This window comes from Thermosynechococcus sp. QKsg1, from assembly GCF_031586415.1.
GTDB lineage: Bacteria > Cyanobacteriota > Cyanobacteriia > Thermosynechococcales > Thermosynechococcaceae > Thermosynechococcus.
In genome coordinates this window covers 1,950,142-1,976,336 of record NZ_CP134200.1, presented here as the reverse complement: position 1 = coordinate 1,976,336, position 26,195 = coordinate 1,950,142, and the positions used below count along the sequence as shown (strand labels likewise).

The window sequence follows — 26,195 nt, the reverse complement described above, 5'->3', positions numbered from 1 at the left end:
AACTTGTAGTGAAAAACCCGAAGTGTCCTCCTCAAATTTTAGCTACTCTTACCCAAGATAAGGAAAGTCAGGTAAGGCGAGCAATCGCAGAACGAGTAGGATTCTTACCCCACCTGCTAGAGACTTTGGCTAATGACCAAGACTGGCAAGTACGATTAGCCATAGTGAATAACCCCCAATGCCCTAGCCATCTTTTGCAGGCTCTCAGTCAGGATATTCACGCAGAAGTAAAGCGAGCAGCCACCAAACGCTTGCAAGAATGCACTAAACACTAGACTAAGCTAAATTCAAATGAGCCTGAATTTCTGACTTCAGCCGATTGAGAATATGGCGCTGATCCAACTGACTGAGGATTTGTTGCACCACGGTTTTCGGCCCAGCCGTTCCCCAGCCTGCGCCGTTGGCAAAGTAGGTTTTGGCTACTTGCCCCATCGTATAGGAGGCAAAGCCAGCAATCCCCGCTTGGGTCATGGCGACTGAGAGGTAAGGGCCAAGGGCAATGCCGCCACTCATGGGCGTAGCTAATCCCAACAGTCCCTTGAGGGAACTGAGTCCCAAATTGACGGCAAATTCCCCTAAACTGATGCTGCCCATGGCGAGGGCGATTGTTTGTAATAGCTCCTTGGCGCCTGCTTCTGTGAGTTCAATGCTGTAGAGGCGCGAGAGCAGTTGAATTGTGGTCAAGTCAATGACGGCACTGCTGACCATATCGAGCACGGTGACGGGGTTGAGGGCGATCGCCAGCGCCTTGGCGACAGCTCCTTTCCAAATCAGTTGGTTGGCCTCCTGATCCCGCAGTTCCAGCTTGTAGCGGGCTAATTCTTCACTGACTTTATTGGCAAAAAGCATTGAGTTCAGGGCAATCAGGGCCTTCCCTTCGCGATTGAGCACCTCCAAGATCTTTTGCTTCAGGGGTTCCACTTGGGGGGCACCGACGGTCATTTTCACCTGTACTCGGCCTTGGCGATCGCGGTTCACTTCGGGGACAAGGGGCGCTGCTGCTACCATGACAATCTCTTCGGGGGAGAGGAGTTCTTTGACGCGCTCATCGCGGAGTTTGGCATAGATTGCTTCCCGGTCAGCCTCTGGATACTGATCCACTTTGTTAAAAACCAGAATCATTGGCTTGCCTACCTGCCGCAATTCACTGAGGGCTTGATATTCAAGACGGGTCAAGTCGCCAGCAATAACAAAGAGAATCAAATCCGCTTGAGCTGCTACCTCTCGTGCTAGTTGCTCCCGTGCGGCGCCATTGACTTCGTCCAACCCTGGTGTATCAATCAGACGGATGGGATTGCCACGCTGAGCTTCCGAAATTTGCCACAGGGCACTGGCTTCTTCTTGAGTGACGCCATGAATCGGCCCAGTCGCAAAGTAGGGTTCCCCTAGCAGCGCATTTAGTAGGGAGGACTTTCCCCGCCCCACCATGCCAAAGACGGCAATTTGCACGACACCATAGTGGAGCTTGGCGAGCATTTCTTCAAGGTCAGCGATCGCGCGGGCGAGGGAGGCTTTTTCGCTGCCAGTGGCTTTGCACTCGAACAGTAATTTTTCAAGGGCACTCTTGGCCGCTTCGTAGCTACGGGCGCTTTGGTAGTCCTCAAGGTCATCAATCGTGCCTTGAAGTTCCTTTAGGAGGGAATTCGCTGGCGATCGCTCTATCACAGATGCAACACTGACGTTACAAAGATTTGCTTTTTATTCTAAGGGCAAGAACGGGACTGGTGCGATTTGAACGCACGGCCTAGCGCTTAGGAGGCGCTCGCTCTATCCGACTGAGCTACAGCCCCAAAGAGATACCTTCTATCCTAGCGAGTTTTGATCGCCCCTAAGCTGCTGTTGCCACTGTTGCCCTCAGGGCGTCAATTTCCTGAAACAAGCGCTCTAGGGGAGCATTGGGTTCTAAAAACGAGAAGAGATGCTTGTAGCGCAGCTTGCCTTCCTGATCAATGAGAAACTGCGCCGGTAGCGGTGCCCCCAAGGCTTGACCCGTGCGGTATTTGCGAAAGACTTGGCAACTGGGGTCATAGAGCAGGGGCATCTTTAGAGCCATATCCGCCTTGACCTTTTCACTTTGCTGGGCATCGGTACTAGTGACCACAAGAACGGCCACTCCCTTGCCTTGAAATGCTTCATAGTTTGCATTCAAGGCCTTGAGATAGGGGTAGCACAGCGGACAGTACTGATGCTCCGTAAAGATACGGGTAAACACCAGTAGGAGCGGCTGCTCTTTCCACACCGTTGAAAGGCGCACGGGCACGGTTAGTCCTACGCCGGGTAGTTCCACATCAGGCACTAGTTCACCCCGCTGCAGTTGATTTTGGGGCGGTAGTGGCCACGCATTCTGCCAAAACCGCTCATTAAAGAGGCCACTGAAGTTGGTGGAGGTAAAAAACGGTAATTGAACAGCCATGGCTCCCTCGCTGGTGGCTCAACACTTTCCTAGCGATCGACGGATCCCATAATCACATCGATACTGCCAAGGATAGCAACAATATCCGCCACTTTCATCCCCTTCAGCAACTGGGGCAGCACTTGCAGATTATTGAAATCCGGTGGCCGAATCTTCCAGCGCCAAGGGAAGACATTATCATCCCCAATCAGGTAAATCCCTAGCTCCCCTTTCCCCGATTCAACCCGCACATAGTGTTCGCCTTTGGGAATTTTGAAGGTGGGAGCCAGCTTCTTGCCAATGTACTGATAGTCAAAGCCATTCCATTCCGACTTGGCACCCTCCAACATCCGCTTGGCTTCGAGGTTTTCATAAGGACCACCGGGCAAACCATCCAAGGCTTGGCGAATGATCTTCACCGACTCGCGCATTTCTTGAATACGGACAATGTAGCGGGCAAGGCAATCACCTTCGGTGGCCACGGGTACATCCCAGTCAAAGTCGTCATAGCACTCGTAGTGATCCACCTTGCGCAGATCCCACTTCACCCCAGAGGCACGGAGCATCGGCCCCGATAGCCCCCAGTTGATGGCATCCTCACGGCTAATTTTGCCCACCCCCTGTAAGCGGCGCACAAAGATGGGGTTGTTGGTGATCAGGCGCTCGTACTCATCCACTTTGGGCAGGAAGTAATCGCAAAAGTCGCGGCACTTGGTTACCCAGCCATAGGTGAGGTCGGCGGCCACTCCCCCCATGCGGAAGTAGTTGTTGTTGATGAAGCGCATGCCTGTGGCGGCTTCAAAGAGATCGTAGATGTATTCCCGCTCACGGAAGATGTAGAAAAAGGGCGTCTGGGCACCGACATCCGCCAAGAAGGGGCCTAACCACAGCAGGTGATTGGCAATGCGGTTCAACTCCAACATGATCACGCGGATATAGCTGGCGCGTTTGGGCACAGGAATACCAGCCAACTTTTCGGGAGCGTTGACGGTGACCGCTTCGTTAAACATCCCGGCGGCGTAGTCCCAACGACTCACGTAGGGGATGAACATAATGTTGGTGCGGTTTTCAGCAATTTTCTCCATGCCGCGATGGAGGTAGCCAATCACCGGCTCACAGTCAATGACATCTTCGCCATCAAGGGTCACCATTAACCGCAAAACCCCGTGCATTGAGGGATGGTGCGGCCCCATGTTGATGACCATGGGTTCTGTGCGAGTCTCTATCGTGGGCATAGATGGCAGTTCCGCTAGAGGGTTGGACGCTTACTGTTGATATGCTACACAGGTTTTCCGCGCTTGCCAATTCAAATTTGCTTATGGCTTAGATAACCATACCATCGGGAATCGCGGCATTTTTGATAATCACCACCACCCCGCTGCGGATATAAAATCCTTGATCCTCACGGTTGGATTCTTCAACATGGTCTTTGTTGATGATTTTGACATCGCGGCCAATGCAGGCATTTTTATCGACAATTGCCCCGCGAATGACACTGTTGGCACCAATGCCGATGGGAATTTTATGTTGCAACAGGAGCTGGCTGCGCTGCGCCGAGTCTTGGTAGTAGTCGGCGCCCATCAGCAGGGAATGATCAATGACACAACCGGATTCTACGCGCGATCGCACCCCCAAGACGGAATGGTGGACTTGACATTCCTTGAGGATACAGCCCTCACTAATAATGGACTCGGTGATGGTGCAACTGAGAATCTTGCTGGGGGGCAAGTAGCGGGGACGGGTGTAGATAGGGGCGTTTTCGTCGTAGAAGCTAAAGGGCGGTTGGGGTTGTTGGGTAAGCGCAAGGTTGGCTTCGTAGAAGGAGCCGATTGTGCCAATATCTTCCCAGTAGCCATTAAAGACGTAGGTTTGGACAAGATGAGAACGGGCCGCGGCGGGAATGATTTCCTTGCCAAAGTCCGTGGCATCGGCCATCTGTTGCAGCAGATCAATCAGCACTTGCCGCTTAAAGACATAAATCCCCATTGAGGCAATGTAGGGTTTGCGATGGGCTTCCTCGGCACTAAGGCCATAGCGGGTTGTGTCCACGCGCATATCCCGTAGGGCATCACCGCTGGGTTTTTCGCGGAATTCAATGACTCGCCCTGTGCCATCTACCTTAATCAAGCCAAAGCCAGAGGCGGCTTTTTCATCGACGGGCAAGACGGAGAGGGTAATATCGGCGCCCGTTTCGCGATGGCGCTGCACAAACAGGCGATAGTCCATGCGGTAGAGGTGATCTCCTGAAAGAATCAGGTATTCATCCACGTCCCAATCGGCCAACAGCCACAGGTATTGACGCACCGCATCAGCAGTGCCTTGAAACCAGTTGGGATTTTCTGGGGTTTGTTGGGCTGCTAGGACTTCGACAAAGCCGCCCGTCAAGCCGGGGAAGGTATAGGTACGAGCAATATGACGGTTGAGGGAGGCCGAGTTGAATTGGGTAAGGACGTAAATGTTATTAATTTCGGAGTTGATGCAATTGCTCACAGGAATATCAATGAGGCGATATTTTCCAGCAAGGGGAACCGCAGGCTTGGCTCGACGCTTGGTCAAGGGATAGAGACGTGTGCCGGCACCGCCCCCAAGGATAATCGCCAAGACTCGTTTCATTGCAAACTCCATCTGAACGGCCACATCAACAGTGTACGCTGTGGCGGCACTTCTCTTTGCGAAGGGGACGCTTTTTGGTAAAGAAGCCGCACAATGGCATGATAATGATACTTGGTCGTTGATCCCAAGCGGAGAGTAGCAGCATGGGATTTGTGGATATGGCGATCGCTGATTTGGCAGCGGACTACGGCGTCTCGGTCGAAACCGTCTGTGGGTTGTGCGATCGCTTGGGTATTCGCTATACCAGTCCGCAAACGCGCCTGCCCCTTGAAGATGCCAAAGCAATCATTTTGGCTTTGACGGACTCTGCTACACCGACCGATCAACGGGACACGTCACCGCACTCGTAAGACCTGCTTATTGGGAGAACTATGTTAAAAAAATGCATTTGGCTTGCGGTCGCCCTTTGCCTCTGCCTCTGGCAACTGACCCTAGGTACAGCACTGGCCGCTGAACTGACCCCTGACGTCCTGACCGTTCCCCTCAACAGTGAAGGAAAAACCATTACCCTGACGGAAAAGCAATACTTTGAGGGTAAGCGTCTCTTCCAGTATGCTTGCGCCTCCTGCCATGTGGGGGGGATCACCAAAACCAACCCCAATTTGGATTTGCGCACTGAAACCCTGGCTTTGGCCACACCGCCACGGGATAACATCGAAGGCTTGGTGGACTATATGAAAAACCCCACCACCTACGATGGCGAGCAGGAAATTGCTGAGGTGCACCCCAGTTTGCGCAGTGCCGACATTTTCCCGAAAATGCGCAATCTGACGGAGAAAGATTTGGTGGCGATTGCCGGTCACATCCTCGTCGAACCCAAGATTCTTGGGGATAAATGGGGAGGCGGTAAAATTTACTACTAGTCACAACTCAAGAAGGATCTTCCCAACTCATGCACCAACCTCACTCTCGGCTTCGGCCTGTTGTCTGGCTCTGCAGTGGCCTACTGTTCTTGCTGCTGGGCTGGGCGATCGCCCCGGCAACGGCGCTGGCGGCCTCTGGGGTCGATAACTATGTGATCCAATACCTGAAGGTCACAGATACGGTGGAACTGCCCCTCAATGACCGCGGTGAGACCAAAACCTTCACAGCAGCGGATCTGACCCGTGGCAAGCGGCTCTTTGAGGAAAACTGCAAAAACTGTCATGTCGGTGGCAGCACGTTACCCAATCCTTTGGTGTCCCTCTCTCTGAAGGATCTCAAGGGGGCAACGCCGCCACGGGATACGATCGCCAGCCTCGTTGCTTTCCAGCGATCGCCGAGATCCTACGATGGCAGCGAAGAGAGTTATTCCTGCCGCCGCGTGAGTGAGGACTGGTTGACCACGGAACAGCTTGAGACCTTAGCTGCCTTTATTTTGCGAGCGGCAGCCGTAGCCCCCGGTTGGGGCGTAGAAAGCTTTCCGGACAGTGTCCCCTAGGTTGGGAACTTTGCTACACTGACCTTTGGTGAACCTTGCACCCCTTGATTTTTGGGGCTTTATCCATACCCTGACGCATTCCATGAAAGGAGAACTCCGTTGAAAAAGCTATTCATTTGTGTTTGCGCGATCGCGATCCCTCTGTTTGTCAACCTCACCCCTGCGGCCTTTGCGGCAGATTTAGCCAATGGTGCCAAAGTCTTTAGCGGCAACTGCGCAGCCTGTCACATGGGGGGTGGCAATGTGGTGATGGCCAACAAAACTCTGAAAAAAGAAGCCCTTGAGCAATTTGGTATGTACTCCGAGGATGCCATTATCTACCAAGTGCAGCACGGCAAAAATGCCATGCCCGCTTTTGCTGGTCGTCTCACCGATGAACAAATTCAGGATGTAGCCGCCTACGTGCTCGATCAAGCTGCCAAGGGTTGGGCAGGCTAAAATTGCCACCGTCTGAAAATAAGGATTGATGAAGGGTGTAGGCGTAGGTGCTACATCCTTTTTTTATTCTGTGACTGCCCTCCAAGTCCTGCAAAGATAGATGTTGTGTTCTGCATCCCCTAGGGAATCCTCTCTAGAACCAGTGCAATTCATATAATGATGAAAGACTTGCTCCTACAAAAAGGCGGTACACTTGGGCTATGCCTGCTGCCCCATTGCCAGCAAATGAACCGGAACGGCAACGTGCCCTTGAGCAGTATCGAGTCTTAGATACGCCTCCGGAACCGATCTTTGATGAAATTACCCACTTAGCGGCGGCAATTTGCGAAGCGCCCATTGCCCTCATTAGTCTTGTTGATCGTCAACGGCAGTGGTTTAAAGCCAAAGTAGGCATTGATGCCTGTGAAACCCCTAGGGATGTTGCCTTTTGTGCTCACGTTATCCTGCAACCAGAACTCGTCATTGTACCGGATGCTCGGCTGGATCCCCGCTTTGCCGATAATCCCGTTGTTACAGGGCCGCCCTATATCCGCTTCTATGCGGGGATGCCCTTGATGACGCCCGATGGCTATGGCATTGGTACCCTCTGTGTGGTGGACTATAAGCCGCGTGAGCTAAACCCCGTTCAACAGCAAACCCTGCGCACCCTTGCTCGCCAAGTCATTAGTGAACTGGAAATCCGCCATCACTTAGAGGTCACCCAGCAACAACTGGCCTACATTCAGCAGATGAGCAGCCTCCAAGAGGCGGTCTTCAATAGTAGTAATCACGCCATCATTGCCACCCGTACCGATGGCATTATCACGCTGCTGAATCGAGCCGCTGAGGAATGGCTAGGATATCCTGCTTCAGAACTGGTGGGTAAAGCGACTCCAGAACGTTTCCTTGATCCTCAAGAGGTGGAGCGCTATGCCCAGATCCTCAGTGCACAATTGGGAGAACCCATTCCTGCGGGGTTTGAGACTCTCGTGGCTCGGGCGCGGCGGGGCTTGGCCGATGAGCAGGAGTGGACATTTGTACGGCGGGATGGCTCTCGCTTTCCTGTGTCCCTGTCAGTCACCCCGATTCATGATAGCCAAGAGCAACTGATTGGCTTTTTGGAGTTAGCCATTGATATTACCGACAAGAAAAAAATTGAGGCGGAGCTGCGACTGCGGGAGCGAGCCATTATTGCTAGCACCAATGGCATTGTGATTACCGACTACCGCCAACCCGATAATCCAATTATCTATGTGAACCCCGCCTTTGAGCGGATGACAGGATACCGAGCAACGGAGGTGATTGGCAAAAATTGCCGCTTTTTGCAGGGGCGCGATCGCCATCAACCGGGGGCTGAAGCCATTCGTAATGCAATTAAAAAAGGCCAATCCTGCCGGGTGGTGCTGCGCAACTACCGCAAAAACGGCCAACCCTTCTGGAATGAACTTGCCATCTCCCCGATTTATAACGAATTTGGTGAAATTACCCACTACATTGGCATTCAAAGTGATGTCACCGAACGGCAGCGGGCACAACTGTTTTTACAGCAGCAGGTGAAGCGCACGCTCCTGCTCAATCGCATTACCGAGGAAATTCGCCAGCAAATTGAACGGGAGCACATTTGTCGCACGGCAGTTCAGCAGGTGGGGACAACCCTCAATGTCAGTCGTTGTCTCTTGTTTGTCTATCAAGAGCATGCGCCGATGGCACTGGTGGCTGAGTACTGTGCACCGGGGGTGTCTTCCGTCAAGGAATGCCCTCTCGATTTGAGCCAGATGCGGGGAGCGTTTTTGGAATCGGTTTTTGCCTCCGATGAGGTGTTTAGCTGCGAGGATGTGGCAACAGACAGTCGTCTAACCTCACTTCATGAGTACTGCGAAGTCCTGAATGTGAAATCTGCGGTGATTGTGCGCACGGCCTATCGCAATCAAGCGAATGGTTTGCTCATTTTGCACCAGTGCGATCGCCAGCGGCGGTGGACGGAGGCGATTAAAAGTTTACTCAAGAGTGTGGCGGCGCAAGTGGGAATTGGCCTTGCCCAAGTGCAACTTTTGGAACAGGAAACCCGCCAACGTCAGCAACTGCAACAGCAAATGCAGCGGGCGTTGCTTCTGAATCAAATTACCGAACAGATTCGCCAGAGCCTCGATACGGAAACGGTGTTTGAAACAACCGTCACCCAAATTGGTCAGGCCTTTGGGGTCAGTCGCTGTTTAATTCATCGCTACGAGCCGGGGCCACCGCCGCGTATTCCCGATGTGGCTGAATACCTGCAACCGGGCTACCCCTCAATGCGGGGGGTCAGTGTGCCCGTGGAAAACAACCCCCACGCCTTGGAGGTGCTCAGGAGTGATGCCGCCGTTGTTTCCCACGATGTGACTCAAGAGCCCCTACTTGGCAGTGCCATTGAGCTGTGTCATCAATTTCAAATCCAGTCAATGCTGGCTATTCGCACCTCCTATAAAGGCGTACCCAATGGCATTATTGGCCTGCATCAGTGCGATCGCCAGCGGCAGTGGACGACTGATGAGATTGAACTTCTGGAAGCAGTGGCCGCTCAAGTGGGGATTGCGATCGCCCAAGCAGAACTGCTGCGCCATGAACAGCAGCAGCGACAGCTGTTAGCTCAGCAAAACCACGAACTGGAACAGGCGCGGCTGCAAGCGGAACTGGCCAACCGGGCCAAGAGTGAGTTTTTGGCCACCATGAGCCATGAGATCCGCACCCCGATGAATGCGGTTTTGGGCTTTACCAATTTGCTGTTGGATACGCCCCTCAATGAGCAGCAGCGGGACTTTTTGCAAACTCTGCACCAGGCCGGCGAGGCACTCCTGACAATTATTAACGATATTCTTGACTTCTCGAAAATTGAATCGGGCAAACTGGTGCTAGAGCAGCAGTTCTTTGATGTGCGCGAGTGTGTGGAGGATGTCCTAAGCCTATTGGCCAGCAAAGCCGAGGAGAAGGAGTTAGAGTTACTTTACACCTGTACCCCCAAAACCCCTGCCCAAGTTAAAGGGGACGTGACCCGGCTACGGCAGATCCTCGTTAACCTAGTGGGCAATGGCATTAAGTTTACCCACGAAGGCCAAGTCGTCGTCCATGTGAGCGCGGTCAAGCACGAGGGCAAGGATTTTCTCCAATTTCAAGTTCAGGATACGGGCATTGGCATTCCCAGCGATCGCTTGGATCGACTCTTCAAGCCCTTCAGTCAAGTGGATGCCTCCACGACGCGCGAGTATGGCGGCACAGGCCTAGGGCTAGTCATTAGCAAACGCCTCTGTGAGCTAATGGGCGGCGATATGTCCGTTGAGAGTACTGAAGGTCAAGGTACAACCTTTACCTTTACGATCCTCGCTGAGGGGCAAAAACCCTATGTACCGCCAACGCTTCATCCGGCTTTGGAGGGCAAGCGTGTCCTTGTTGTTGATGACAATGCCGCTAGCCGTGAGAATCTCTGCACATTACTGCAAAACTGGGGGATGGTGCCTATCGGGTATGGCAATCCCCAACTGGTGCTAGAGGCCGCTCCCCAGTGGGATTTGGCAGTAATTGATTTGAATATGCCCGAGATGACTGGGCTTCAGTTAGCAGAGCGGTTGCAATCAGAGCCCCACTTCAATCAACAGCCGATTATTCTGCTCACACCCCTGAGTTGGCTGGAAACCGCTAGTCGCAAGGAGTTGATCACAGCCCACGTCCCCAAACCCATTCGCCCTCTCACCCTACGGCAAACCCTAATTAAGACCCTTAGCAGTGAATCTACAACTCAGCCTGCCCTGACAAAAACAGGCATTGATCCCAACTTGGGCAGTCGCTTTCCGCTGCGTATCCTCCTTGCTGAGGATAATGCTGTTAACCAAAAGGTGGCACTGCATATTCTCAAGCGGATGGGCTACCGTGCCGATGTGGCGGCCAATGGCCTCGAGGTGCTTGAAGCACTGCAACAGCGCCCCTACGATGTGGTGCTGATGGATGTGCAAATGCCAAAGATGGATGGCCTCGAGACCACCGAACGCATCTGTGCCCAATGGCCCCCCAGCCAGCGTCCTTGGATTATTGCCATGACGGCAAATGCCCTAGCTGGCGATCGCGAACGCTGCTTTGCGGCGGGGATGGATGACTACATCAGTAAACCGATTAAAATTGAAGCCCTTGCCGCCGCCCTCAACCGCTGTCGCTGCCTCAGTCCCAAGACGACCTATCCGCAACTGTGTGAGCAGATCAGTTTTGAGGGTGATCAGAATACAGCAGAGTCTATGACCTAGAGATACTTAGCCAAGAGCAGATGCAGTTTCTCCTTGGTGGCTGCGGGTACCTTGTCAAGGGGAGTGAGAATGGCATTCTTTAAGGCACGGTGGGCTTTAGAGGCTGGTGGATTGGCATGGAGGCGTTTGACGGTTTCACAGATAATCGCTTGGGCATTTTTGACATTGCGCTGCAAGTTGCCAATAATCATCTCCACTGTGACTGAGTCATGCTCGGGGTGCCAGCAGTCGTAATCGGTAACGAGCGCCAGCGTTGCATAGGCAATCTCCGCTTCACGAGCCAGTTTGGCCTCCGGTAGATTCGTCATGCCAATTACGGTGCCGCCCCACGAGCGGTACAGGTTGGACTCTGCCAGCGTTGAGAAAGCAGGGCCTTCCATACACACATAGGTACCTTGGCGGTGAAGGGTGACATCGGGCAGGTTGAGATCGGCGATCGCATCCGCGAGAACACCAGCAAGAGCAGGACACACCGGATCGGCAAAGCCAATGTGCGCCACAATGCCATCCCCAAAGAATGTGGAAATGCGGTTGCGGGTACGGTCAATAAACTGATCGGGCACCACCATATCAAGGGGTTTCACCTGTTCCTGTAGGGAACCCACCGCAGACGCGGAAAGCAGGTACTCGACCCCAAGGGATTTGAAGCCATAGATGTTGGCACGAAAGGGAATCTCCGTCGGCAGTAGATGGTGATCGCGGCCATGGCGTGCCAAAAAGACGACTGGAACCCCAGCAATCTTGCCGCAAATAAAGGCATCGGAAGGATCACCAAAGGGCGTAGTCAGACGTACCTCTTCGACATCGGTGAGAGCCTCCATCTTGTAGAGACCACTACCGCCAATAATGCCAATTTTTGCAGTCATGGAGATTCCTAAAACACCAATCGGCAATAGCTTAGCATTAGTTGACCGGCTTTAGATGCTACCGAGGGGGTTGAACTGGTAGTTGGAGCCTTTAGGGCCATTGGGTCCCGGTGCTGCTTGCACCAGAGGAACTCGATCAAAGGTACCACTGGCGGTTTGCCCCTGAATTTGTACCCCTTGGCGGAGCAGTTGTTGGGTGCTGGCGCGATCGCCCCCTTTGGCCATGGCTTGAGCCAGCGCCTGCGTAGCATCGTAGGCGGTTGTGGTGCGCCAACTAATTTGCCCCCGCCACGCTTGGGCTGCCTGCTGCGCAAAGGGATCACTGGGGTTAGTACTCCAAGGCACTGCTAGAATCATGCCATTGATGGCGCTATCCCCCTTGATCAGTAAATCAGGGCTGTAGAGTTGATCACTACCAAACAACTGCACGGGGATAGTTTGGGTTTGATTGGCAATAGCAAGGGCAACGGCATCATTCACCCGGGCGCGACTCATGGCCAAAATGACCACATTGGCTCCCGCTTGCTGTGCTGTGGTCATTGCTGTATTGGCATTAAAGCCGGAGGCGGCCACATCCATCTGTTGCACCACTTGAGCACCAAACCGAGGCAGAGCAGCGACTAACTTAGTTTTCAGTTCATCACTGTAGGGACTATCGCTGTTGTAGAGAACAGCCACTTTGGCATTAGGGACTTTTTTCGCAGCGGCTTGGGCGAGGGTATTGGCGGCATTGTCAAGGTAGGTATTGAGAAGTTGTTGCCCCTTTTCATTCAGGGATAGCGTCTGTACCTGTACTGTGCCGTTGCCTTGGGGGGTGACATTCGTGGTCAGGGGAGAAAGGGCAGCAATCCCTGCTTGCTCATAAACCTGTAGAGCGGCACGACTATTGGCGTCGGTGCCATGACCCAGTACCCCTTGGATTGAACTGTTGATCAAATCTTCGGCCAAACTGGTCACACCATTGGGGCTGTTTTCATTGACAATGGCGACTTCAAGGGCACGACTGGGGCCACTGGCATTAAAGCGCTCTTGGTACTGAGCGACCCCCCGCAGAATTTCCTTGGCAGTATCGGGGCTAGTACCAATGGGAACAACGGTGGCCATCGTCATCGGGTTGCCGGCTTGGCGAGCACGGGCATTGTTAAGATAAATGCGCGCCTCTGGATCATTGGGATCGAGGGTGACGAGTTCTTGATACTTGGCGATCGCCTGTGCCCAATCTCCCTGATCAAAGGCAAGGGCGGCTTCTTGCTTCAGGGCTGCTCGCTGCGGATTGGGTTCACTGATCAGGATGCGCTCCCCTTGGCTAATATAGGCTGTGTTGCGGGCAGTGGTTTTGCTCACCAAGTGGTTGCCGCTGGTTGTCCCTCCTATCGGCAGTGGCGTAGTGCCGTTGCGGTTAGCAATAAAGATTCGATAGCCAAGGAAACCAATACCACCCGCGAGTAATAGAACCACCCCAAGGGCAGCAGCAACTAGCGGTAGTTTCGATTTTCCCGCCCCGGCACCGCCATTACCACTGGCAGGATTCATGGCCTCACGGGGTAGTCCACAGATGTTACAGTCGGGGCCAAAGTTTTCATAGGGGGGGTGGGGACCACTGGCATTGGGGTAGGATTTACCGTTTTTAGGTACGCCATCGCACTTCCAAGAACCGGGAGATGGTGCCATGATGCCCCCCTTTCAAGTGAATTTGGATCAGTGTACTGTCCTAAGCACGGGCAAGAACAGGATTTTCGTCTTCGGCGTCTTCGGTGTCGGCCTCTTCTTCAAGGACAATCGTCATGAAGCGGAGGATGTTTTCATTGAGGCGCATGGCGCGTTCTAGGGGGGCGATCGCCGTCCCAGCAGCGGTATAGGTCATCAGAATGTAGTAGCCCTCCCGCAGTTTCTTGATCGGGTAGGCAAACCGACGCTTACCGCGATTTTGCACCTTAAGCTTTGTCGCACCCTGTTCTTCTAAAAAAGTGCGAAATTGGCTAATGGTTTGTTCCAGTTGTTCTTCGCCCACATCAGGACGAATAATATAGAGCGTTTCGTAGTTCCGTGTAATCATTGAGGTCAACTCCCTTTGGACAAATGGCCTTTTGACGGATGCAAAAAGCAAGGCTTTATAATTCTAGCACTGCAGTTTGCCATTCTTGGCAAGGAAAAGAGGGGACTAATTCACTATGGTGGAACGGTTTGTGCGGGTACAGACCACGGGGGGACAGATTCATTACGGCACACTGCAACTCAACCGCGAAGTGATGATTTGGGATGCGGCACCGTGGCTCCATGGCCAACCCACGAACCAAGTCCTCAGTCCCGATAGCTATCAACTGCTGGCTCCCTGCTCCCCCTCAAAAATTGTTGCTGTCGGACGCAACTATGTGAAGCACGCTGCCGAAATGGGCGATAGTGTGCCCCCTGAGCCATTGATTTTTCTAAAGCCGCCGACAACGGTTCAAGCCCCCGGCTGTCCCATTTGGTATCCGCCCCAAGTAAAGCGGGTGGACTATGAGGGGGAATTGGCGGTGGTCATTGGTCGTCGTACCCGTGCCTGCCCTGAAAATGAAGCTCTTGAGCATATTTGGGGTTACACGATCGCCAACGATGTCACGGCTCGGGATCTGCAGCAGCGGGAGCAACAATGGACACGGGCTAAGGGGTTTGACACCTTTTGCCCCCTAGGGCCTTGGATTGTGCGAGAGGTTCCTAGCGATGCGCGGTTGCAAACCTTTATTAATGAGGCCGCGCAACCCGTCCAATCAGCAACGATTGATCAAATGGTTTTCTCACCCGCCAAGTTGGTGAGTTTCATTAGCTATGTGATGACACTGCTGCCGGGGGATGTGGTATTGACGGGGACACCCGCAGGAATTGGTGCATTACAGGTGGGCGATCGCGTGCGCGTCGAAATTGAAGGCATTGGCAGCCTCCTGTCGGTAGTCACAACACCGGAGACCCCTTGGACACCCCCCTTAGGTCGCGTCTATTAGGAATATCCCTCTTTAATGACTTTAGGCGGATGAAAAGACACATTGTCGGCTCCATTGATGCACCAGTGGACAGATAAAGGCATTCATCTGACGGCTGAGTTGGGCAAAGCCAAACTGTAACGATGGAACGGGAAAAACCTCTAATCAGGGGAAGGATATTAAGTTTTTCAATGCCTTATTCTTGGTAAATTTGACACAATGCTAGCATTGTAGTAGCGATTTAGAAACCTTTTCAAAGAGATAGAAACTAATTATCAGTAACCAACATTTTAGAAAAGGACTTTAGAAGCAATTATTTTTTGATTTTTTGTAGTTAATTATTATTTCAATTTCAGTCACTTTGGGGCTGTTTTCAATTAGCTATTCACTATTGAGGAATTATTTAGGGAGGCAGGGCAATGTTAAATATCCACTTTAAGTCAGCGCTGACGCTGTTGCTAGGCATGGGTCTTGTTGTTGTTCCCCAAGGACTCGCCAACCCCGTCAATTTTCGCTTAGAGGTTAACTGGCCAGCGATCGCTGGCTGGCAAAACTGTAGTCAGCCCAAGGAAGGATGGTTCAAAGTTCAAGGCCCCGCCTACCTGAAGCAGGTCACCGATAAAACGCCTTACCTTGCCCTCAACTATGTAGTTCGTCACCCAGTGCGCATGGCACGCTATACCGCTACTGGTTAATTGCTGAACCACAGCCCAGATATTAAAACGATCTCTAGTACCGTGTACCAAGGGGGACGAGAAGTGAGGAACTATCAAGAGGGTGTACCAATGCATCGTGTCAATATCTGGCACTTAACCTCAAGGGAAATGTACTATTTCCAAGTTTTGATTGATTCTCCTTGCGTGCGCCAAGCAGGCGGTGGGCAAGCAGCCCAACGGGTCGTTACCTCCTTTACAGTGGAACCTGATTCTACGGTGACTCGGCCAGCGGCACCAACCCCCACCTATAGTCACCCACCCCAAATGACACCAAGAATTGTCTTCTCCAACAACAATCCCCATGCCGTTGCCAGCTGTCCTCCTGAAGCACGGATTCTAGTACTCGATCGCCCCTATCACTTTAGTAAAATTACTACCTATCACTGGAACGGTGGTCGGGGTGCCCCTGCTGGACAAGTGATGCTCTGAAATGTGGAAACGCGGCAAGTGGTGGGCACATGGCCTGCACGGCTGGAAGATCGCTACTATTGGGTCGTGCAACCCGAAATTGTGGTAGCGCCGGGGCGGTATGCAGTGTTGACCTCCAGCCCGCAAACGTGGTCTTATAATGCGACTTCCAAAAATGCTGGCATGACTTGGATTGAAGGGTACCCAATGCCTCGCTAGTGTCAAAGTTGGAGAAATTGTTGGAAGGGGGGCGATCGCGAGTCGCAGGGCGGGGCTTTAGACCCAATTCTTTGGTAAGCTAAAGAATGCTTTCTAAAACCGTGCTAACACCTCCTATGTCTGCATCCGTATCCTTTGACCTCGACGCCCTCAACCAACGCTTTGAGGGAGCACATCCCCGCGAAATTCTAGCGTGGGCAGTGGCTGAAATTCCCCAAGGGCTGGTGCAGACCAGTGCCTTTAATGTCGATGACATGATGATTACGGATTTGCTCTACCGTGATCTACGCCCCAATCCGCCGGTGCCTGTTCTCTTTTTGGATACGCTGCATCACTTTCCAGAAACCCTTGAATTTGTGCAGCAGGCCAAGGAAAAATATGGTCTGGATTTGCGCACCTATAAAACCCCCGATGTGGACAGTCGTGAGGCCTTTGCTGCTCGCTATGGCGACAAGCTTTGGGAAACCAATGTTGAGCAGTTTCACCATCTTACTAAAATTGAACCACTGCAACGGGGCTTAGCAGAACTGAATACGGTGGCTTGGATTACGGGACGGCGTCGCGATCAAGCGGTCACCCGTGCCAATATGCCCTACGTGGAACTGGACAAGCAGGGTCGTCTGAAAATTAATCCCCTCGCTGCTTGGACACGCAAACAAACATGGACCTACGTGATGGAGCACGGAGTAATTTACAATCCCCTCCACGATCGCGGCTATGCCAGCATTGGCGATGAACCCCTCACTACCCCTGTAGCCGAAGGGGAAGACGAACGGGCGGGTCGCTGGCGTGGCATGGGCAAAACCGAGTGCGGCATCCACATCTAAGCCCATGTACTTTCAGGACGTTATTGCCACACTGCACCAATTTTGGGCGGCTCAGGGATGCCTGATTGCCCAGCCCTACGATGTGGAAAAGGGCGCCGGTACCAAAAGCCCCCATACCTTTTTGCGTGCCCTCGGCCCTGAGCCTTGGGCAGTGGCCTATGTCGAACCCTGTCGCCGACCGGGGGATGGCCGCTATGGCGAGAATCCTAACCGCTATCAGTACTACTACCAGTACCAAGTGCTGATTAAGCCCTCTCCTGACAATATCCAAGAAATCTATTTGGAGTCGCTGCGTGCCCTTGGCATTCGCCCCCAGGAGCATGACATTCGCTTTGTTGAAGACAACTGGGAGGATGCGGCCGTTGGCGCATGGGGGGTGGGCTGGGAGGTCTGGCTCGATGGCATGGAGGTAACGCAGTTTACCTATTTCCAGCAGTGTGGTGGCTTAGATTGTCGGCCGGTCTCCATTGAAATTACCTATGGTTTGGAACGGTTGACCATGTACCTCCAAGAGGTGGATGCGATCGCCAGCATTCGTTGGAACCCCACGCTCACCTATGGCGATGTCCATCTCCAAGGGGAAATCGAGCAATCCACGTACAACTTTGAAGCCTCTGACCCGGAACGATTGTTCACCCTTTTTAGTCTCTACCAGCAGGAGGCGGAGCAGCTTCTGGAAAAGCAGTTGGTACTACCCAGCTTGGATTATGTGCTCAAGTGTTCCCACACCTTTAACCTGCTGGATGCCCGTGGTGTGATTTCGGTGGCAGAGCGCACGCGCTACATTGGTCGCATTCGGGGACTGGCACGGCGCGTCGCCCAAGCCTATGTCCAACAACGGGAAGCCCTAGGATTTCCACTGCTGAAGGAGCTAACGCCGATCGCCCCCTAAGTCACCATCGCTCAAGGAGTATCCATGGGACGGCAGTGGCACCTGTCGGTGGTCTTGGCCTTGTTTGCAGCATCGGCAACGCTAGCAGCGGATGTGCCACGCTTTCTCAGTCCTAGCAAATTTTGGGGGCAGTTGGTCTATCAAGTCAAACCCTTGAAGCCCGAAAAAGTGGTGGCGCTGACCTTTGATGATGGCCCTTGGGGAACCTCAACCCGCCAAGTGCTGCAAATTCTCAAGGAGGAGGAGGTCAAGGCCACATTTTTTGTTCTTGGCAAGCACGCCCTCATGTACCCCAATATCATTGCTGACATTGTCAAAGCCGGTCATGCCGTTGGCAACCATAGTTGGAGTCATCCCTATCAGCCCGTTGATCCTGAAGTCGCCAAGCAAGAAATTGAAAACACCTCTGCGCTCATTGCCAAGCAAAGCCAAGCGCAAACGCGCCTGTTTCGGCCACCGGGGGGCAATCTGACCACGGGGCTAGTGGATTATGCCAAGTCGAAAAACTACGCCATCATCCTGTGGTCGGTGGATACCCACGACACCCGCCCCAACACCACAGCAGCGGACATTGTTGAGCGCACCCTTAAGGAAGTGAAGCCGGGTAGTATTATTTTGCTCCACGATGGCGGCGGCGATCGCGCCACTACCCGCAAAGCTCTCCCCACGCTGATTCGTCGCCTGCGGCAAAAAGGTTATCGCTTTGTCACTGTGCCGGAACTGCTGCAACTGGCAGTTAAAGCCTCCACGCCGAAGCCTCAACCTACAATCACTCCGACACCCACACCAACACCCACCGCGGAACCCAGTCCAACCCCAGTTCCCACTCCAGAAAGCCTGCCCAGTCCTGAGCCGATACCGACACCCCCCAGTAGCATCCCCAGTGAACCGCAATTGGAGCCGCCACGCATGCCCCCTAACTAAGGCTCTAGGGGAAATTCACTAATCTGTGGCGTCGAGGTACCATTGAGGGTTTCCCCCAGTTGATGGAGGGGTTCATAGACCGGTTCTAAACTGGCTTGGGTGTGGGCGATCGCCCGCAGGAGTTCAGCCGTGAGATATTCCAAGGGATGGGGAGGGGGCGGTTGGCGGCGCCGATACTTGGGGGTGGGCACAAACTCACTGGCCACGGCCTGAAGCTGGTAGGCCAATGCTTTCACCTTGGCAAGATAGGTCAGGGTTTCCTCAAGGTGCTGGGTAATTTGCTGGTGTTGGGCTTGCAGTTGTTGCCACTGTTCGGGGGCGATCGCACCCGCTGCTGGTTTGAGATCGAGGGGAGTCAAATCTTGAAACAGTGCTTCTAAGTCTGGGGTTTCACTACTCACGAGTCCCTCCAACAAGGCCGCATCAAATAACTCCCCGAGCACTTCGGGAGAGACGGCTGCCCACTCACTGGGGGAAGAAAATGCAGGGTCAGGCGCTGTCATGGGCATTTACCAAGTCGCGTTGGGCGGGATTGCAGTGCATCAAAAGGGGGTGGTTGCCCTAACTTTGTTAACCTTATAACGGTTTTGTTTGGTGATCGCGGTTGTGACCTCCTCTTCTTTGCCAATTGTTTTGGGTGTAACGGGTGCGTCTGGTCTGATTTACGCAGTGCGTGCCATTAAATTTCTATTACGAGCGGACTATCCTATTCAATTAGTGGCATCAAAGGCCGTGCATCAGGTGTGGCAAGCAGAATATGGCCTCACCCTGCCGATTCAGCCCGATAAGCAGGAACTGTTTTGGCGCGAACAGGCGCAAGTCTGGGAAGGTTCCCTCACCTGTCATCGGCCAACGGATGTGGCAGCAGCGATCGCCAGCGGTTCCTTTCGCACCTTGGGCATGGTGATTCTCCCCTGTAGTATGAGTACGGTCGCTAAGTTGGCGGCAGGCCTGAGTTCAGATCTCCTAGAGCGGGTGGCGGATGTCCACCTCAAGGAACACCGTCCATTAGTGCTGGTGCCCCGCGAAACGCCTTTTAGTCTGATTCACCTGCAAAACCTCACCCAATTGGCAATGGCCGGGGCGCGAATTGTACCCGCCATCCCTGCGTGGTATCACCGGCCGCAGACCATTGAGGATCTGGTGGATTTTGTCATCGCCCGTGCCTTTGATCAGTTAGGGTTAGATTGTGTGCCGCTGCAACGTTGGCAAGGACCCCTTTCCTAATGCGCGCTTGGATTTATCTGGGGGCGATCGCCCTGCTCACGACACTGGTCGTCCAAAATTGGCAGCCGCTGGTCTCCCTGCGCTTTTTGGGACAGCAAACTCCGGCGCTCCCCCTTGCTGCTTGGATTGTGGTGGCAGCCCTCTCAGGAATCGTGGCGGGGCAGTGTTTACTCTGGCTAACCGCAGAAGCGCCAGCGCCAGTAGCGCGGCCAACCCCGCGATCGCAACCCCCTGAACCAGAACTGGATGCCTCGATGCGTCCGCCGGAGGATGAACCAGAGATCGATACCAGCGATGTGGAGGATTGGTTTAGCGAGCCTGAGTCAGCTCCCCGCGAACCAGAGATTCAAGATCGCCCCCGCACGACCTACTCGTACCAATATCGCCCTTCCCGCAAAGCCACCGCCAAAGCCCCACCGCCCCCAGAAGAGGTTGTGGATGCCGAATACCGCATTCTGACGCCGCCACCCCCCAAGGACGCTCCCCCAGAGGATGAAGAAGACTGGGATATTCCCCTATGATCAAAGGCGTTGCCATCGGAGGAACAGCTTGTGAAAGTTGCCGTGGTTGGTGCCACAGGTCGCACAGGTCATCGCATTGTGAGTGCCCTACAAGCGTCTGAGCATCAGGCGATCGCTGTTGTGCGCAATCCCGCCAAAGCCCAAGGGCGCTGGCCAACGGTAGAGATTCGCACCGCTGATGTGACCCAGCCGCAGACGCTGCCCCCAGCGCTCAAAGAGTGTGAAGCAGTCATCTGTGCCACGGGAGCCAGCCCCAGCCTCAACCCCTTGGAACCCCTAAGTGTGGATTATCTGGGCACCAAGAATCTGGTGGATGCCGCCAAAGCTGCCCATGTGCAGCAGTTTATTCTCGTCTCGTCGCTGTGTGTCTCGCAATTTTTCCATCCTCTGAATCTTTTTTGGCTGATTTTGTATTGGAAGCAGCAGGCAGAACGTTATCTCCAAGAAAGCGGTCTAACTTACACGATTGTGCGGCCGGGGGGGCTAAAGGAAACCGATGACGGTGGCTTTCCGATCATTGCCCCAGCAGATACCCTCTTTGAGGGGAGTATCGCGCGATCGCGGGTGGCGGAAATCTGTGTGGCAGCCTTGGGCGAGCCGAGTGCCTACAACAAAATTTTTGAGGTGGTCAGCCGTCCTGATCAAACCCCAGCCGCCTATCCAGAGTTATTCCGCTCAATTGCGGCAGTGTGAGGATCAGTTGGTGCGGTTTTCCCGTTGGTTGCTGGCGATCGCTCTTCTGGTGGGCATGGGCTATTTCTTTTTTGGGTCGCGTTCAAGTGCCCTCTGGTGGTACTGGTACCGCTGGCAGCCGGGTCAAATTGCCCCCTTAGTCATGCAGGGAGGTGATCCCTATGTGCGGGCGCTGATGCGCACCATTTCTGCCAGTGAGGCCAATGACGCCAATCCCTACACCCTGCTCTATGGTGGCGAACACGTCCAAGACCTCAGCCAGCATCCCGATCGCTGTATTCCCATTCGCCGCGGTCCCAATCAGCACCTATGTACCACCGCCGCAGGCCGCTATCAATTTCTCACCACCACTTGGGCAGAAAAAGCCGCCCGCTATCATCCCCAACCGCCGAGCTGGTTTTGGCAGGGCTATAGCTTTGCCCCAGAGTATCAAGATCAGGTGGTCTATCGCTGGCTGACAGATCCGGCCGCTTGGAATGCCGATATTCCCCAACTGTTGCGGGAAGGTCGAGTACAGGAAGTTTTTGCCCTACTGTCGGATACATGGACTAGTCTGGGCTACGGCCTTGAAAGCAACCTGATCACACCCCACCTCGAAGAGATTTACCAGCAACTGTTGGCTCAAGAATTAGCCGCCTCCCAGACCGCACACTCTCCGGGGAGGGATGCGTTACGCTAGTCAATTTTCTCTGCCGACGATTCAAAGGATGGACTAGGGTGCCATTTCCCCAATTCAGACGAACGCCCCCAACTCGTCCGTTTGCATATTTGTCTTAAGGCTATGCCGCTGACGACGACGATTTTTTAACAGCCATGGGTCGGCATTGGTTTTGGCAGAAAGTTAAGCTTTATTACAGGATTCAATGATTTTAGTGAATCCTGCTAACATGAAAATTAATTAGAAAGACTTCTTCAAGGAGGTAACCAATGTTTGGATTCTTTGTGTTCATTGAGACGATCTTCAAGGCTGTTACATACGCGATGAAGGCTGTCAAGTATGCTACGATGGCAGTAGGACTTTTTGTCTAACATAGCAAGAACAGAGAAATACTGTCATCAAAAACAGGCTGAGTACTCAGTTTTTTGAAGGGGGGTGTTGAATTCTATTTTTTCTGCACCCCTAATTTTTTTGTCCCAAGAAGTGTCAAGGCCGAGCTGTCAGTTTCATCCGTGAGCAAAGGGCTGTACCGCTCCCGGAGAGATTAAAATCAGAAGAACCCTCTGGTGCAAATCGGCTGGCCTTGGTGGATGTCTATGTCGTTTCTTGAGTATCTCCATGCAGAACCGCGGCGTGTCATTGTCTTTGATGGCGCAATGGGCACGAATCTTCAGGCGCAAAACCTGACGGCAGAGGACTTTGGTGGCAAGGCGTACGAAGGCTGCAATGAATATCTGGTGATCAGCAAGCCAGAGGCGGTGGCCAAGGTGCATCGCGATTTTTTGGCAGCGGGGGCGGATGTCATTGAAACGGATACCTTTGGCTCATCCTCGATTGTTCTTAGTGAATACAATTTGGGCGATCGCGCCTACGAAATTAGCAAGAAAGCCGCCGAACTGGCCAAGTCCGTGGCCGCCGAATTTAGCACCCCCGAAAAACCCCGCTTTGTTGCTGGCTCGATGGGTCCCGGCACCAAACTCCCCACCCTTGGCCACATTGACTACGACACCCTCTACACTGCCTTTCGCGAGCAAGCGGCGGGCCTCTTTGACGGTGGGGTTGACCTATTTATTATTGAAACCTGCCAAGACGTGCTGCAAATCAAAGCCGCCCTCAATGGGGTGATAGCCGTCTTTCGGGAGCGGGGAGAACGCCGACCGCTGATGGTTTCCGTGACGATGGAGCAGCAGGGCACGATGCTGGTTGGCTCGGAAATTGGTGCTGCCCTGACGATTCTGGAACCCTATCCCATTGATATTTTGGGACTCAACTGCGCCACGGGGCCTGACCTGATGACGGAGCATATCCGCTACCTCTCGCAGCACTCCCCCTTTGTGATTTCCTGCATTCCCAACGCCGGCTTGCCTGAGAACATTGGTGGTTGTGCCTACTACAAATTAACGCCGATGGAATTGCGGCTGGCTCTGACCCGCTTTGTCGAGGACTTTGGGGTGCAAGTGATTGGCGGCTGTTGTGGCACTCGACCGGATCACATTGCTGCTCTGGCGGAGATTGCAGCGACCTTGACCCCCAAGGCGAGATCGCCCCAACGGATTCCCGCGGCTGCTTCGATTTACAGCCCGCAGCCCTACGACCAAGAGAATTCCTTCCTGATTATTGGTGAGCGGCTCAATGCCAGTGGCTCGAAAAAATGCCGCGATCTCCTCAATGCCGAAGATTGGGATGGCCTCGTTGCCCTTGCCCGTGCCCAAGTGCGTGAAGGTGCCCACATCCTTGATGTCAATGTGGACTATGTGGGGCGCGATGGCGTGCGGGATATGCACGAGTTGGTGTCGCGGTTGGTTACCAATGTCACCCTGCCCCTGATGCTTGACTCTACGGAGTGGCAAAAGATGGAAGCGGGACTCAAAGTGGCGGGGGGCAAATGCCTGCTCAACTCCACTAACTTCGAGGATGGTGAACCCCGCTTTTACAAAGTTTTGGAACTGGCAAAAACCTACGGCGCTGGCGTTGTGGTCGGCACGATTGATGAAGAGGGGATGGCACGAACGGCTGAGAAAAAGTTTGCCATTGCTGAACGGGCTTATAAAGCCGCCCTTGACTACGGCATTCCCCCCTACGAGATTTTCTTTGACCCTTTGGCACTGCCGATTTCCACAGGGATTGAGGAGGATCGGGTCAACGGTCGGGAAACCATTGCCGCCATTCGCCGTATCCGCGCTGAACTCCCCGGCTGTCATATTTTGCTGGGGGTCTCGAATATCTCCTTTGGGTTAAATCCAGCGGCGCGGCAAGTCCTGAACTCGATGTTTCTCCATGAGGCGATGCAGGCGGGCATGGATGCTGCCATTGTCAGTGCTGCCAAGATTCTGCCCTTGGCCAAAATTGAGCCAGAGCACCAAGAAGTCTGCCGTGATCTGATCTATGATCGGCGGCGCTTTGAGGGGGACGTGTGTGTCTATGACCCCCTTGCCGAACTGACCCGTCTCTTTGAGGGCAAAACCACAAAACCAGATCGCTCACAGGTGGAGAACCTGCCCATTGAGGAGCGGCTAAAGCGCCACATTATTGATGGCGATCGCCTTGGTCTTGAGGACACCCTCGCCAAAGCTCTTGAAACCTATGCCCCCCTTGAAATTATCAATACCTTCTTGCTCGATGGCATGAAGGTGGTGGGCGAACGTTTTGGCACTGGGCAGATGCAACTGCCCTTTGTCTTGCAGTCCGCAGAAACGATGAAGGCCGCCGTTGCCTACCTCGAACCCTTTATGGAAAAATCGGCCACGGGGGACACGGCCAAGGGCACGGTTGTGATTGCCACCGTCAAAGGCGATGTCCATGATATTGGCAAAAACTTGGTGGATATTATCCTCACCAACAATGGCTATCGGGTGATTAACTTGGGGATTAAGCAACCCGTTGAAAATATCATCCAAGCCTACAAAGAACATCAGGCAGACTGCATTGCCATGAGCGGCCTTTTAGTGAAATCCACCGCCTTTATGAAGGAAAATCTGGAGATCTTTAATGAGCGGGGCATTACCGTTCCCGTGATTCTAGGGGGGGCAGCCCTCACACCCAAATTTGTCTACGAGGATTGCCGCGCCACCTACCACGGTCAAGTGATCTACGGCAAGGATGCCTTTGCCGATTTGCACTTTATGGATCGGCTGATGAGTGCCAAGGCCGCAGGGCAGTGGGACGATCGCCAAGGATTTTTGGATGGCACAACGGTCTCTCCCCCAGAGGCAGAGGCCACACCAGCCCCGCCCTCGGTGACTGAACCCGAAACGCCAGAAGTAGTAGATACACGCCGTTCTGACGCTGTTGCGCTGGAGATTCCCCGCCCCACACCCCCCTTCTGGGGCATTCGTCACCTCAAGGCGGATCAGATTCCCCTTTCTGAGGTCTTTGCCTATCTGGATCTCCAAGCCCTGATTGCGGGTCAGTGGCAGTTTCGCAAACCCAAGGATCAAGACCGTGCCACCTATGATGCCTTCCTTGCCGAGAAGGTCTATCCCATCCTTGAGGAGTGGAAACAGCGCATCCTTGCGGAAAACCTACTCCATCCTGAACTGATTTATGGCTACTTCCCCTGCCAAAGTGAGGGTAACACGGTCTATCTCTACGATCCGCAGCGGGTTGGTGACAAAAGTGCCTGCGTCCCTGAGCGGGCGATCGCCCAGTTTACCTTCCCTCGCCAAAAGAGGGGGCGTCGCCTCTGTATTGCCGACTTTTTTGCCCCTGTGGCATCAGGCATCATTGATGTCTTTCCCATGCAGGCGGTAACCGTTGGTGAAATTGCTACCCAAGTGGCGCAGGAGCTATTTGCGGCCAATCAATACAGTGACTACCTCTACTTCCACGGCATGGCGGTGCAAACGGCGGAAGCCCTCGCAGAGTGGTGTCATGCCCGCATTCGCCGTGAATTGGGCTGCACTCCCGATCCAGAGTCGATTCGCGATATTCTTGCCCAGCGCTACCAAGGCTCCCGCTATAGCTTTGGCTATCCTGCCTGCCCGAATATGCAGGATCAATATACGTTGCTGCGACTCCTCGAGAGCGATCGCATGGGGATGTACATGGACGAGAGTGAACAACTCTACCCTGAGCAATCCACCACGGCGATCATCTGCTACCATCCCACCGCCAAGTATTTCAGCGTCTAAGTCTGCGCCCTTTGTACCCAAAACCCGGCTTACTCAGGAGGGCT

25 protein-coding genes and 1 tRNA gene are annotated in these 26,195 nt (G+C 53.6%); 17 read left to right on the top strand and 9 right to left on the bottom strand.

From position 1 onward, the window contains the following. Positions 1 to 276 precede the first annotated feature (276 nt). The 5 genes from RHP47_RS09690 to RHP47_RS09670 form a co-directional block, all read right to left on the bottom strand. Positions 277 to 1,665, bottom strand: coding sequence for a GTP-binding protein (locus tag RHP47_RS09690; RefSeq protein WP_310840358.1), 1,389 nt, complete (start codon positions 1,663 to 1,665; stop codon positions 277 to 279). 51 nt (positions 1,666 to 1,716) lie between these two features. Next, positions 1,717 to 1,790 (bottom strand) — tRNA-Arg (locus tag RHP47_RS09685). Between the two features lie 38 nt (positions 1,791 to 1,828). Continuing rightward, the gene (locus RHP47_RS09680) at positions 1,829 to 2,413 is read right to left on the bottom strand and encodes a peroxiredoxin family protein (protein ID WP_149820370.1); all 585 of its coding nucleotides are present in this window, start codon (positions 2,411 to 2,413) and stop codon (positions 1,829 to 1,831) included. 29 nt (positions 2,414 to 2,442) lie between these two features. Further along, positions 2,443 to 3,627: an NAD(P)H-quinone oxidoreductase subunit H gene (locus tag RHP47_RS09675; protein WP_149820368.1), complete on the bottom strand. Its 1,185-nt coding sequence runs from the start codon at positions 3,625 to 3,627 to the stop codon at positions 2,443 to 2,445. A gap of 88 nt (positions 3,628 to 3,715) precedes the next feature. Continuing rightward, complete coding sequence (locus RHP47_RS09670; RefSeq protein WP_190278059.1) at positions 3,716 to 5,005, bottom strand: glucose-1-phosphate adenylyltransferase; 1,290 nt, start codon at positions 5,003 to 5,005, stop codon at positions 3,716 to 3,718. Between the two features lie 143 nt (positions 5,006 to 5,148). Between RHP47_RS09670 and RHP47_RS09665 the strand changes: the two genes are divergently transcribed. From RHP47_RS09665 to RHP47_RS09645, 5 genes are all read left to right on the top strand, one after another. After that, positions 5,149 to 5,355 (top strand): translation initiation factor IF-2, encoded by a 207-nt coding sequence (locus tag RHP47_RS09665; RefSeq protein WP_149820366.1) that lies wholly within the window; start codon positions 5,149 to 5,151, stop codon positions 5,353 to 5,355. A 21-nt stretch (positions 5,356 to 5,376) separates the two neighbouring features. After that, positions 5,377 to 5,868: a photosystem II cytochrome c-550 gene (gene psbV / locus RHP47_RS09660; protein ID WP_149820364.1), complete on the top strand. Its 492-nt coding sequence runs from the start codon at positions 5,377 to 5,379 to the stop codon at positions 5,866 to 5,868. 29 nt (positions 5,869 to 5,897) lie between these two features. After that, positions 5,898 to 6,425 carry a photosystem II cytochrome PsbV2 gene (gene psbV2, locus RHP47_RS09655; protein WP_310840357.1) on the top strand — a complete coding sequence of 176 codons (528 nt, stop codon included), beginning with the start codon at positions 5,898 to 5,900 and terminating at the stop codon, positions 6,423 to 6,425. Between the two features lie 99 nt (positions 6,426 to 6,524). After that, a complete protein-coding gene (petJ, locus tag RHP47_RS09650; protein ID WP_310840356.1) occupies positions 6,525 to 6,863 on the top strand; it encodes a cytochrome c6 PetJ in 339 nt (112 codons plus the stop codon). Positions 6,864 to 7,063: 200 nt separating this feature from the next. Then, positions 7,064 to 11,110, top strand: a complete 4,047-nt coding sequence (locus RHP47_RS09645; protein WP_310840355.1) for a GAF domain-containing protein — start codon at positions 7,064 to 7,066, stop codon at positions 11,108 to 11,110. On the opposite strand, the gene RHP47_RS09640 is transcribed toward RHP47_RS09645, so the two are convergent. The 3 genes from RHP47_RS09640 to rpsF are packed head-to-tail and all read right to left on the bottom strand — an operon-like array spanning position 11,107 to position 14,032. Next, on the bottom strand, positions 11,107 to 11,976 hold the full coding sequence (locus tag RHP47_RS09640) for an S-methyl-5'-thioadenosine phosphorylase (protein WP_149820352.1): 870 nt from the start codon (positions 11,974 to 11,976) through the stop codon (positions 11,107 to 11,109). The two genes, RHP47_RS09645 and RHP47_RS09640, sit on opposite strands and share 4 nt — an antisense overlap. Before the next feature lie 51 nt (positions 11,977 to 12,027). Then, positions 12,028 to 13,647 (bottom strand): ABC transporter substrate-binding protein, encoded by a 1,620-nt coding sequence (locus tag RHP47_RS09635; protein ID WP_286625521.1) that lies wholly within the window; start codon positions 13,645 to 13,647, stop codon positions 12,028 to 12,030. Positions 13,648 to 13,687: 40 nt separating this feature from the next. Further along, positions 13,688 to 14,032 carry a 30S ribosomal protein S6 gene (gene rpsF / locus RHP47_RS09630; protein WP_149820349.1) on the bottom strand — a complete coding sequence of 115 codons (345 nt, stop codon included), beginning with the start codon at positions 14,030 to 14,032 and terminating at the stop codon, positions 13,688 to 13,690. Positions 14,033 to 14,147: 115 nt separating this feature from the next. Here rpsF and RHP47_RS09625 point away from each other — a divergent pair, with 115 nt between their 5' ends. From RHP47_RS09625 to RHP47_RS09595, 7 genes are all read left to right on the top strand, one after another. After that, a complete protein-coding gene (locus tag RHP47_RS09625; RefSeq protein ID WP_149820347.1) occupies positions 14,148 to 14,957 on the top strand; it encodes a fumarylacetoacetate hydrolase family protein in 810 nt (269 codons plus the stop codon). Positions 14,958 to 15,355: 398 nt separating this feature from the next. After that, a complete protein-coding gene (locus RHP47_RS09620; RefSeq protein ID WP_286625519.1) occupies positions 15,356 to 15,631 on the top strand; it encodes a hypothetical protein in 276 nt (91 codons plus the stop codon). Positions 15,632 to 15,721: 90 nt separating this feature from the next. Beyond that, positions 15,722 to 16,081: a hypothetical protein gene (locus RHP47_RS09615; RefSeq protein ID WP_149820343.1), complete on the top strand. Its 360-nt coding sequence runs from the start codon at positions 15,722 to 15,724 to the stop codon at positions 16,079 to 16,081. Between the two features lie 3 nt (positions 16,082 to 16,084). Further along, the gene (locus RHP47_RS09610; RefSeq protein ID WP_149820342.1) at positions 16,085 to 16,279 is read left to right on the top strand and encodes a hypothetical protein; all 195 of its coding nucleotides are present in this window, start codon (positions 16,085 to 16,087) and stop codon (positions 16,277 to 16,279) included. 116 nt (positions 16,280 to 16,395) lie between these two features. Then, on the top strand, positions 16,396 to 17,106 hold the full coding sequence (gene cysH, locus RHP47_RS09605) for a phosphoadenosine phosphosulfate reductase (protein ID WP_286625517.1): 711 nt from the start codon (positions 16,396 to 16,398) through the stop codon (positions 17,104 to 17,106). Positions 17,107 to 17,110: 4 nt separating this feature from the next. Then, complete coding sequence (glyQ, locus tag RHP47_RS09600; protein WP_310841397.1) at positions 17,111 to 17,998, top strand: glycine--tRNA ligase subunit alpha; 888 nt, start codon at positions 17,111 to 17,113, stop codon at positions 17,996 to 17,998. Between the two features lie 24 nt (positions 17,999 to 18,022). Beyond that, the gene (locus RHP47_RS09595) at positions 18,023 to 18,922 is read left to right on the top strand and encodes a polysaccharide deacetylase family protein (protein WP_286668652.1); all 900 of its coding nucleotides are present in this window, start codon (positions 18,023 to 18,025) and stop codon (positions 18,920 to 18,922) included. On the opposite strand, the gene RHP47_RS09590 is transcribed toward RHP47_RS09595, so the two are convergent. Next, positions 18,919 to 19,425 carry a hypothetical protein gene (locus RHP47_RS09590; RefSeq protein WP_190278058.1) on the bottom strand — a complete coding sequence of 169 codons (507 nt, stop codon included), beginning with the start codon at positions 19,423 to 19,425 and terminating at the stop codon, positions 18,919 to 18,921. The genes RHP47_RS09595 and RHP47_RS09590 overlap by 4 nt on opposite strands. A 103-nt stretch (positions 19,426 to 19,528) precedes the next feature. On the opposite strand from RHP47_RS09590, the gene RHP47_RS09585 reads away from it, so the two are divergent. The 5 genes from RHP47_RS09585 (at position 19,529) to metH (ending at position 26,151) form a co-directional block, all read left to right on the top strand. Next, positions 19,529 to 20,149 carry a flavin prenyltransferase UbiX gene (locus RHP47_RS09585; RefSeq protein ID WP_286668651.1) on the top strand — a complete coding sequence of 207 codons (621 nt, stop codon included), beginning with the start codon at positions 19,529 to 19,531 and terminating at the stop codon, positions 20,147 to 20,149. Beyond that, the gene (locus RHP47_RS09580) at positions 20,149 to 20,670 is read left to right on the top strand and encodes a hypothetical protein (RefSeq protein WP_286668650.1); all 522 of its coding nucleotides are present in this window, start codon (positions 20,149 to 20,151) and stop codon (positions 20,668 to 20,670) included. Before RHP47_RS09585 ends, RHP47_RS09580 begins: the two co-directional genes overlap by 1 nt. A 30-nt stretch (positions 20,671 to 20,700) precedes the next feature. Continuing rightward, entirely contained in the window at positions 20,701 to 21,363 is a 663-nt protein-coding gene (locus RHP47_RS09575) for an SDR family oxidoreductase (RefSeq protein WP_286668649.1), read from the top strand. 55 nt (positions 21,364 to 21,418) lie between these two features. Further along, entirely contained in the window at positions 21,419 to 22,042 is a 624-nt protein-coding gene (locus RHP47_RS09570) for a lysozyme (protein ID WP_399375468.1), read from the top strand. A gap of 569 nt (positions 22,043 to 22,611) precedes the next feature. Beyond that, positions 22,612 to 26,151 carry a methionine synthase gene (gene metH, locus RHP47_RS09565; protein ID WP_286668646.1) on the top strand — a complete coding sequence of 1,180 codons (3,540 nt, stop codon included), beginning with the start codon at positions 22,612 to 22,614 and terminating at the stop codon, positions 26,149 to 26,151. Positions 26,152 to 26,195 lie beyond the last annotated feature (44 nt).

What these genes read in the sequence shown, in the direction of transcription:
- RHP47_RS09680 (WP_149820370.1), bottom strand. Translation starts at nt 2,413, where the DNA reads ATGGCTGTTCAATTACCGTTTTTTACCTCCACCAACTTCAGTGGCCTC.
- RHP47_RS09675 (WP_149820368.1), bottom strand. Translation starts at nt 3,627, where the DNA reads ATGCCCACGATAGAGACTCGCACAGAACCCATGGTCATCAACATGGGG.
- RHP47_RS09670 (WP_190278059.1), bottom strand. Translation starts at nt 5,005, where the DNA reads ATGAAACGAGTCTTGGCGATTATCCTTGGGGGCGGTGCCGGCACACGT.
- RHP47_RS09665 (WP_149820366.1), top strand. Translation starts at nt 5,149, where the DNA reads ATGGGATTTGTGGATATGGCGATCGCTGATTTGGCAGCGGACTACGGC.
- psbV (WP_149820364.1), top strand. Translation starts at nt 5,377, where the DNA reads ATGTTAAAAAAATGCATTTGGCTTGCGGTCGCCCTTTGCCTCTGCCTC.
- psbV2 (WP_310840357.1), top strand. Translation starts at nt 5,898, where the DNA reads ATGCACCAACCTCACTCTCGGCTTCGGCCTGTTGTCTGGCTCTGCAGT.
- RHP47_RS09645 (WP_310840355.1), top strand. Translation starts at nt 7,064, where the DNA reads ATGCCTGCTGCCCCATTGCCAGCAAATGAACCGGAACGGCAACGTGCC.
- RHP47_RS09640 (WP_149820352.1), bottom strand. Translation starts at nt 11,976, where the DNA reads ATGACTGCAAAAATTGGCATTATTGGCGGTAGTGGTCTCTACAAGATG.
- RHP47_RS09635 (WP_286625521.1), bottom strand. Translation starts at nt 13,647, where the DNA reads ATGGCACCATCTCCCGGTTCTTGGAAGTGCGATGGCGTACCTAAAAAC.
- rpsF (WP_149820349.1), bottom strand. Translation starts at nt 14,032, where the DNA reads ATGATTACACGGAACTACGAAACGCTCTATATTATTCGTCCTGATGTG.
- RHP47_RS09625 (WP_149820347.1), top strand. Translation starts at nt 14,148, where the DNA reads ATGGTGGAACGGTTTGTGCGGGTACAGACCACGGGGGGACAGATTCAT.
- RHP47_RS09620 (WP_286625519.1), top strand. Translation starts at nt 15,356, where the DNA reads ATGTTAAATATCCACTTTAAGTCAGCGCTGACGCTGTTGCTAGGCATG.
- RHP47_RS09615 (WP_149820343.1), top strand. Translation starts at nt 15,722, where the DNA reads ATGCATCGTGTCAATATCTGGCACTTAACCTCAAGGGAAATGTACTAT.
- cysH (WP_286625517.1), top strand. Translation starts at nt 16,396, where the DNA reads ATGTCTGCATCCGTATCCTTTGACCTCGACGCCCTCAACCAACGCTTT.
- glyQ (WP_310841397.1), top strand. Translation starts at nt 17,111, where the DNA reads ATGTACTTTCAGGACGTTATTGCCACACTGCACCAATTTTGGGCGGCT.
- RHP47_RS09595 (WP_286668652.1), top strand. Translation starts at nt 18,023, where the DNA reads ATGGGACGGCAGTGGCACCTGTCGGTGGTCTTGGCCTTGTTTGCAGCA.
- RHP47_RS09590 (WP_190278058.1), bottom strand. Translation starts at nt 19,425, where the DNA reads ATGACAGCGCCTGACCCTGCATTTTCTTCCCCCAGTGAGTGGGCAGCC.
- RHP47_RS09580 (WP_286668650.1), top strand. Translation starts at nt 20,149, where the DNA reads ATGCGCGCTTGGATTTATCTGGGGGCGATCGCCCTGCTCACGACACTG.
- RHP47_RS09570 (WP_399375468.1), top strand. Translation starts at nt 21,419, where the DNA reads ATGGGCTATTTCTTTTTTGGGTCGCGTTCAAGTGCCCTCTGGTGGTAC.
- metH (WP_286668646.1), top strand. Translation starts at nt 22,612, where the DNA reads ATGTCTATGTCGTTTCTTGAGTATCTCCATGCAGAACCGCGGCGTGTC.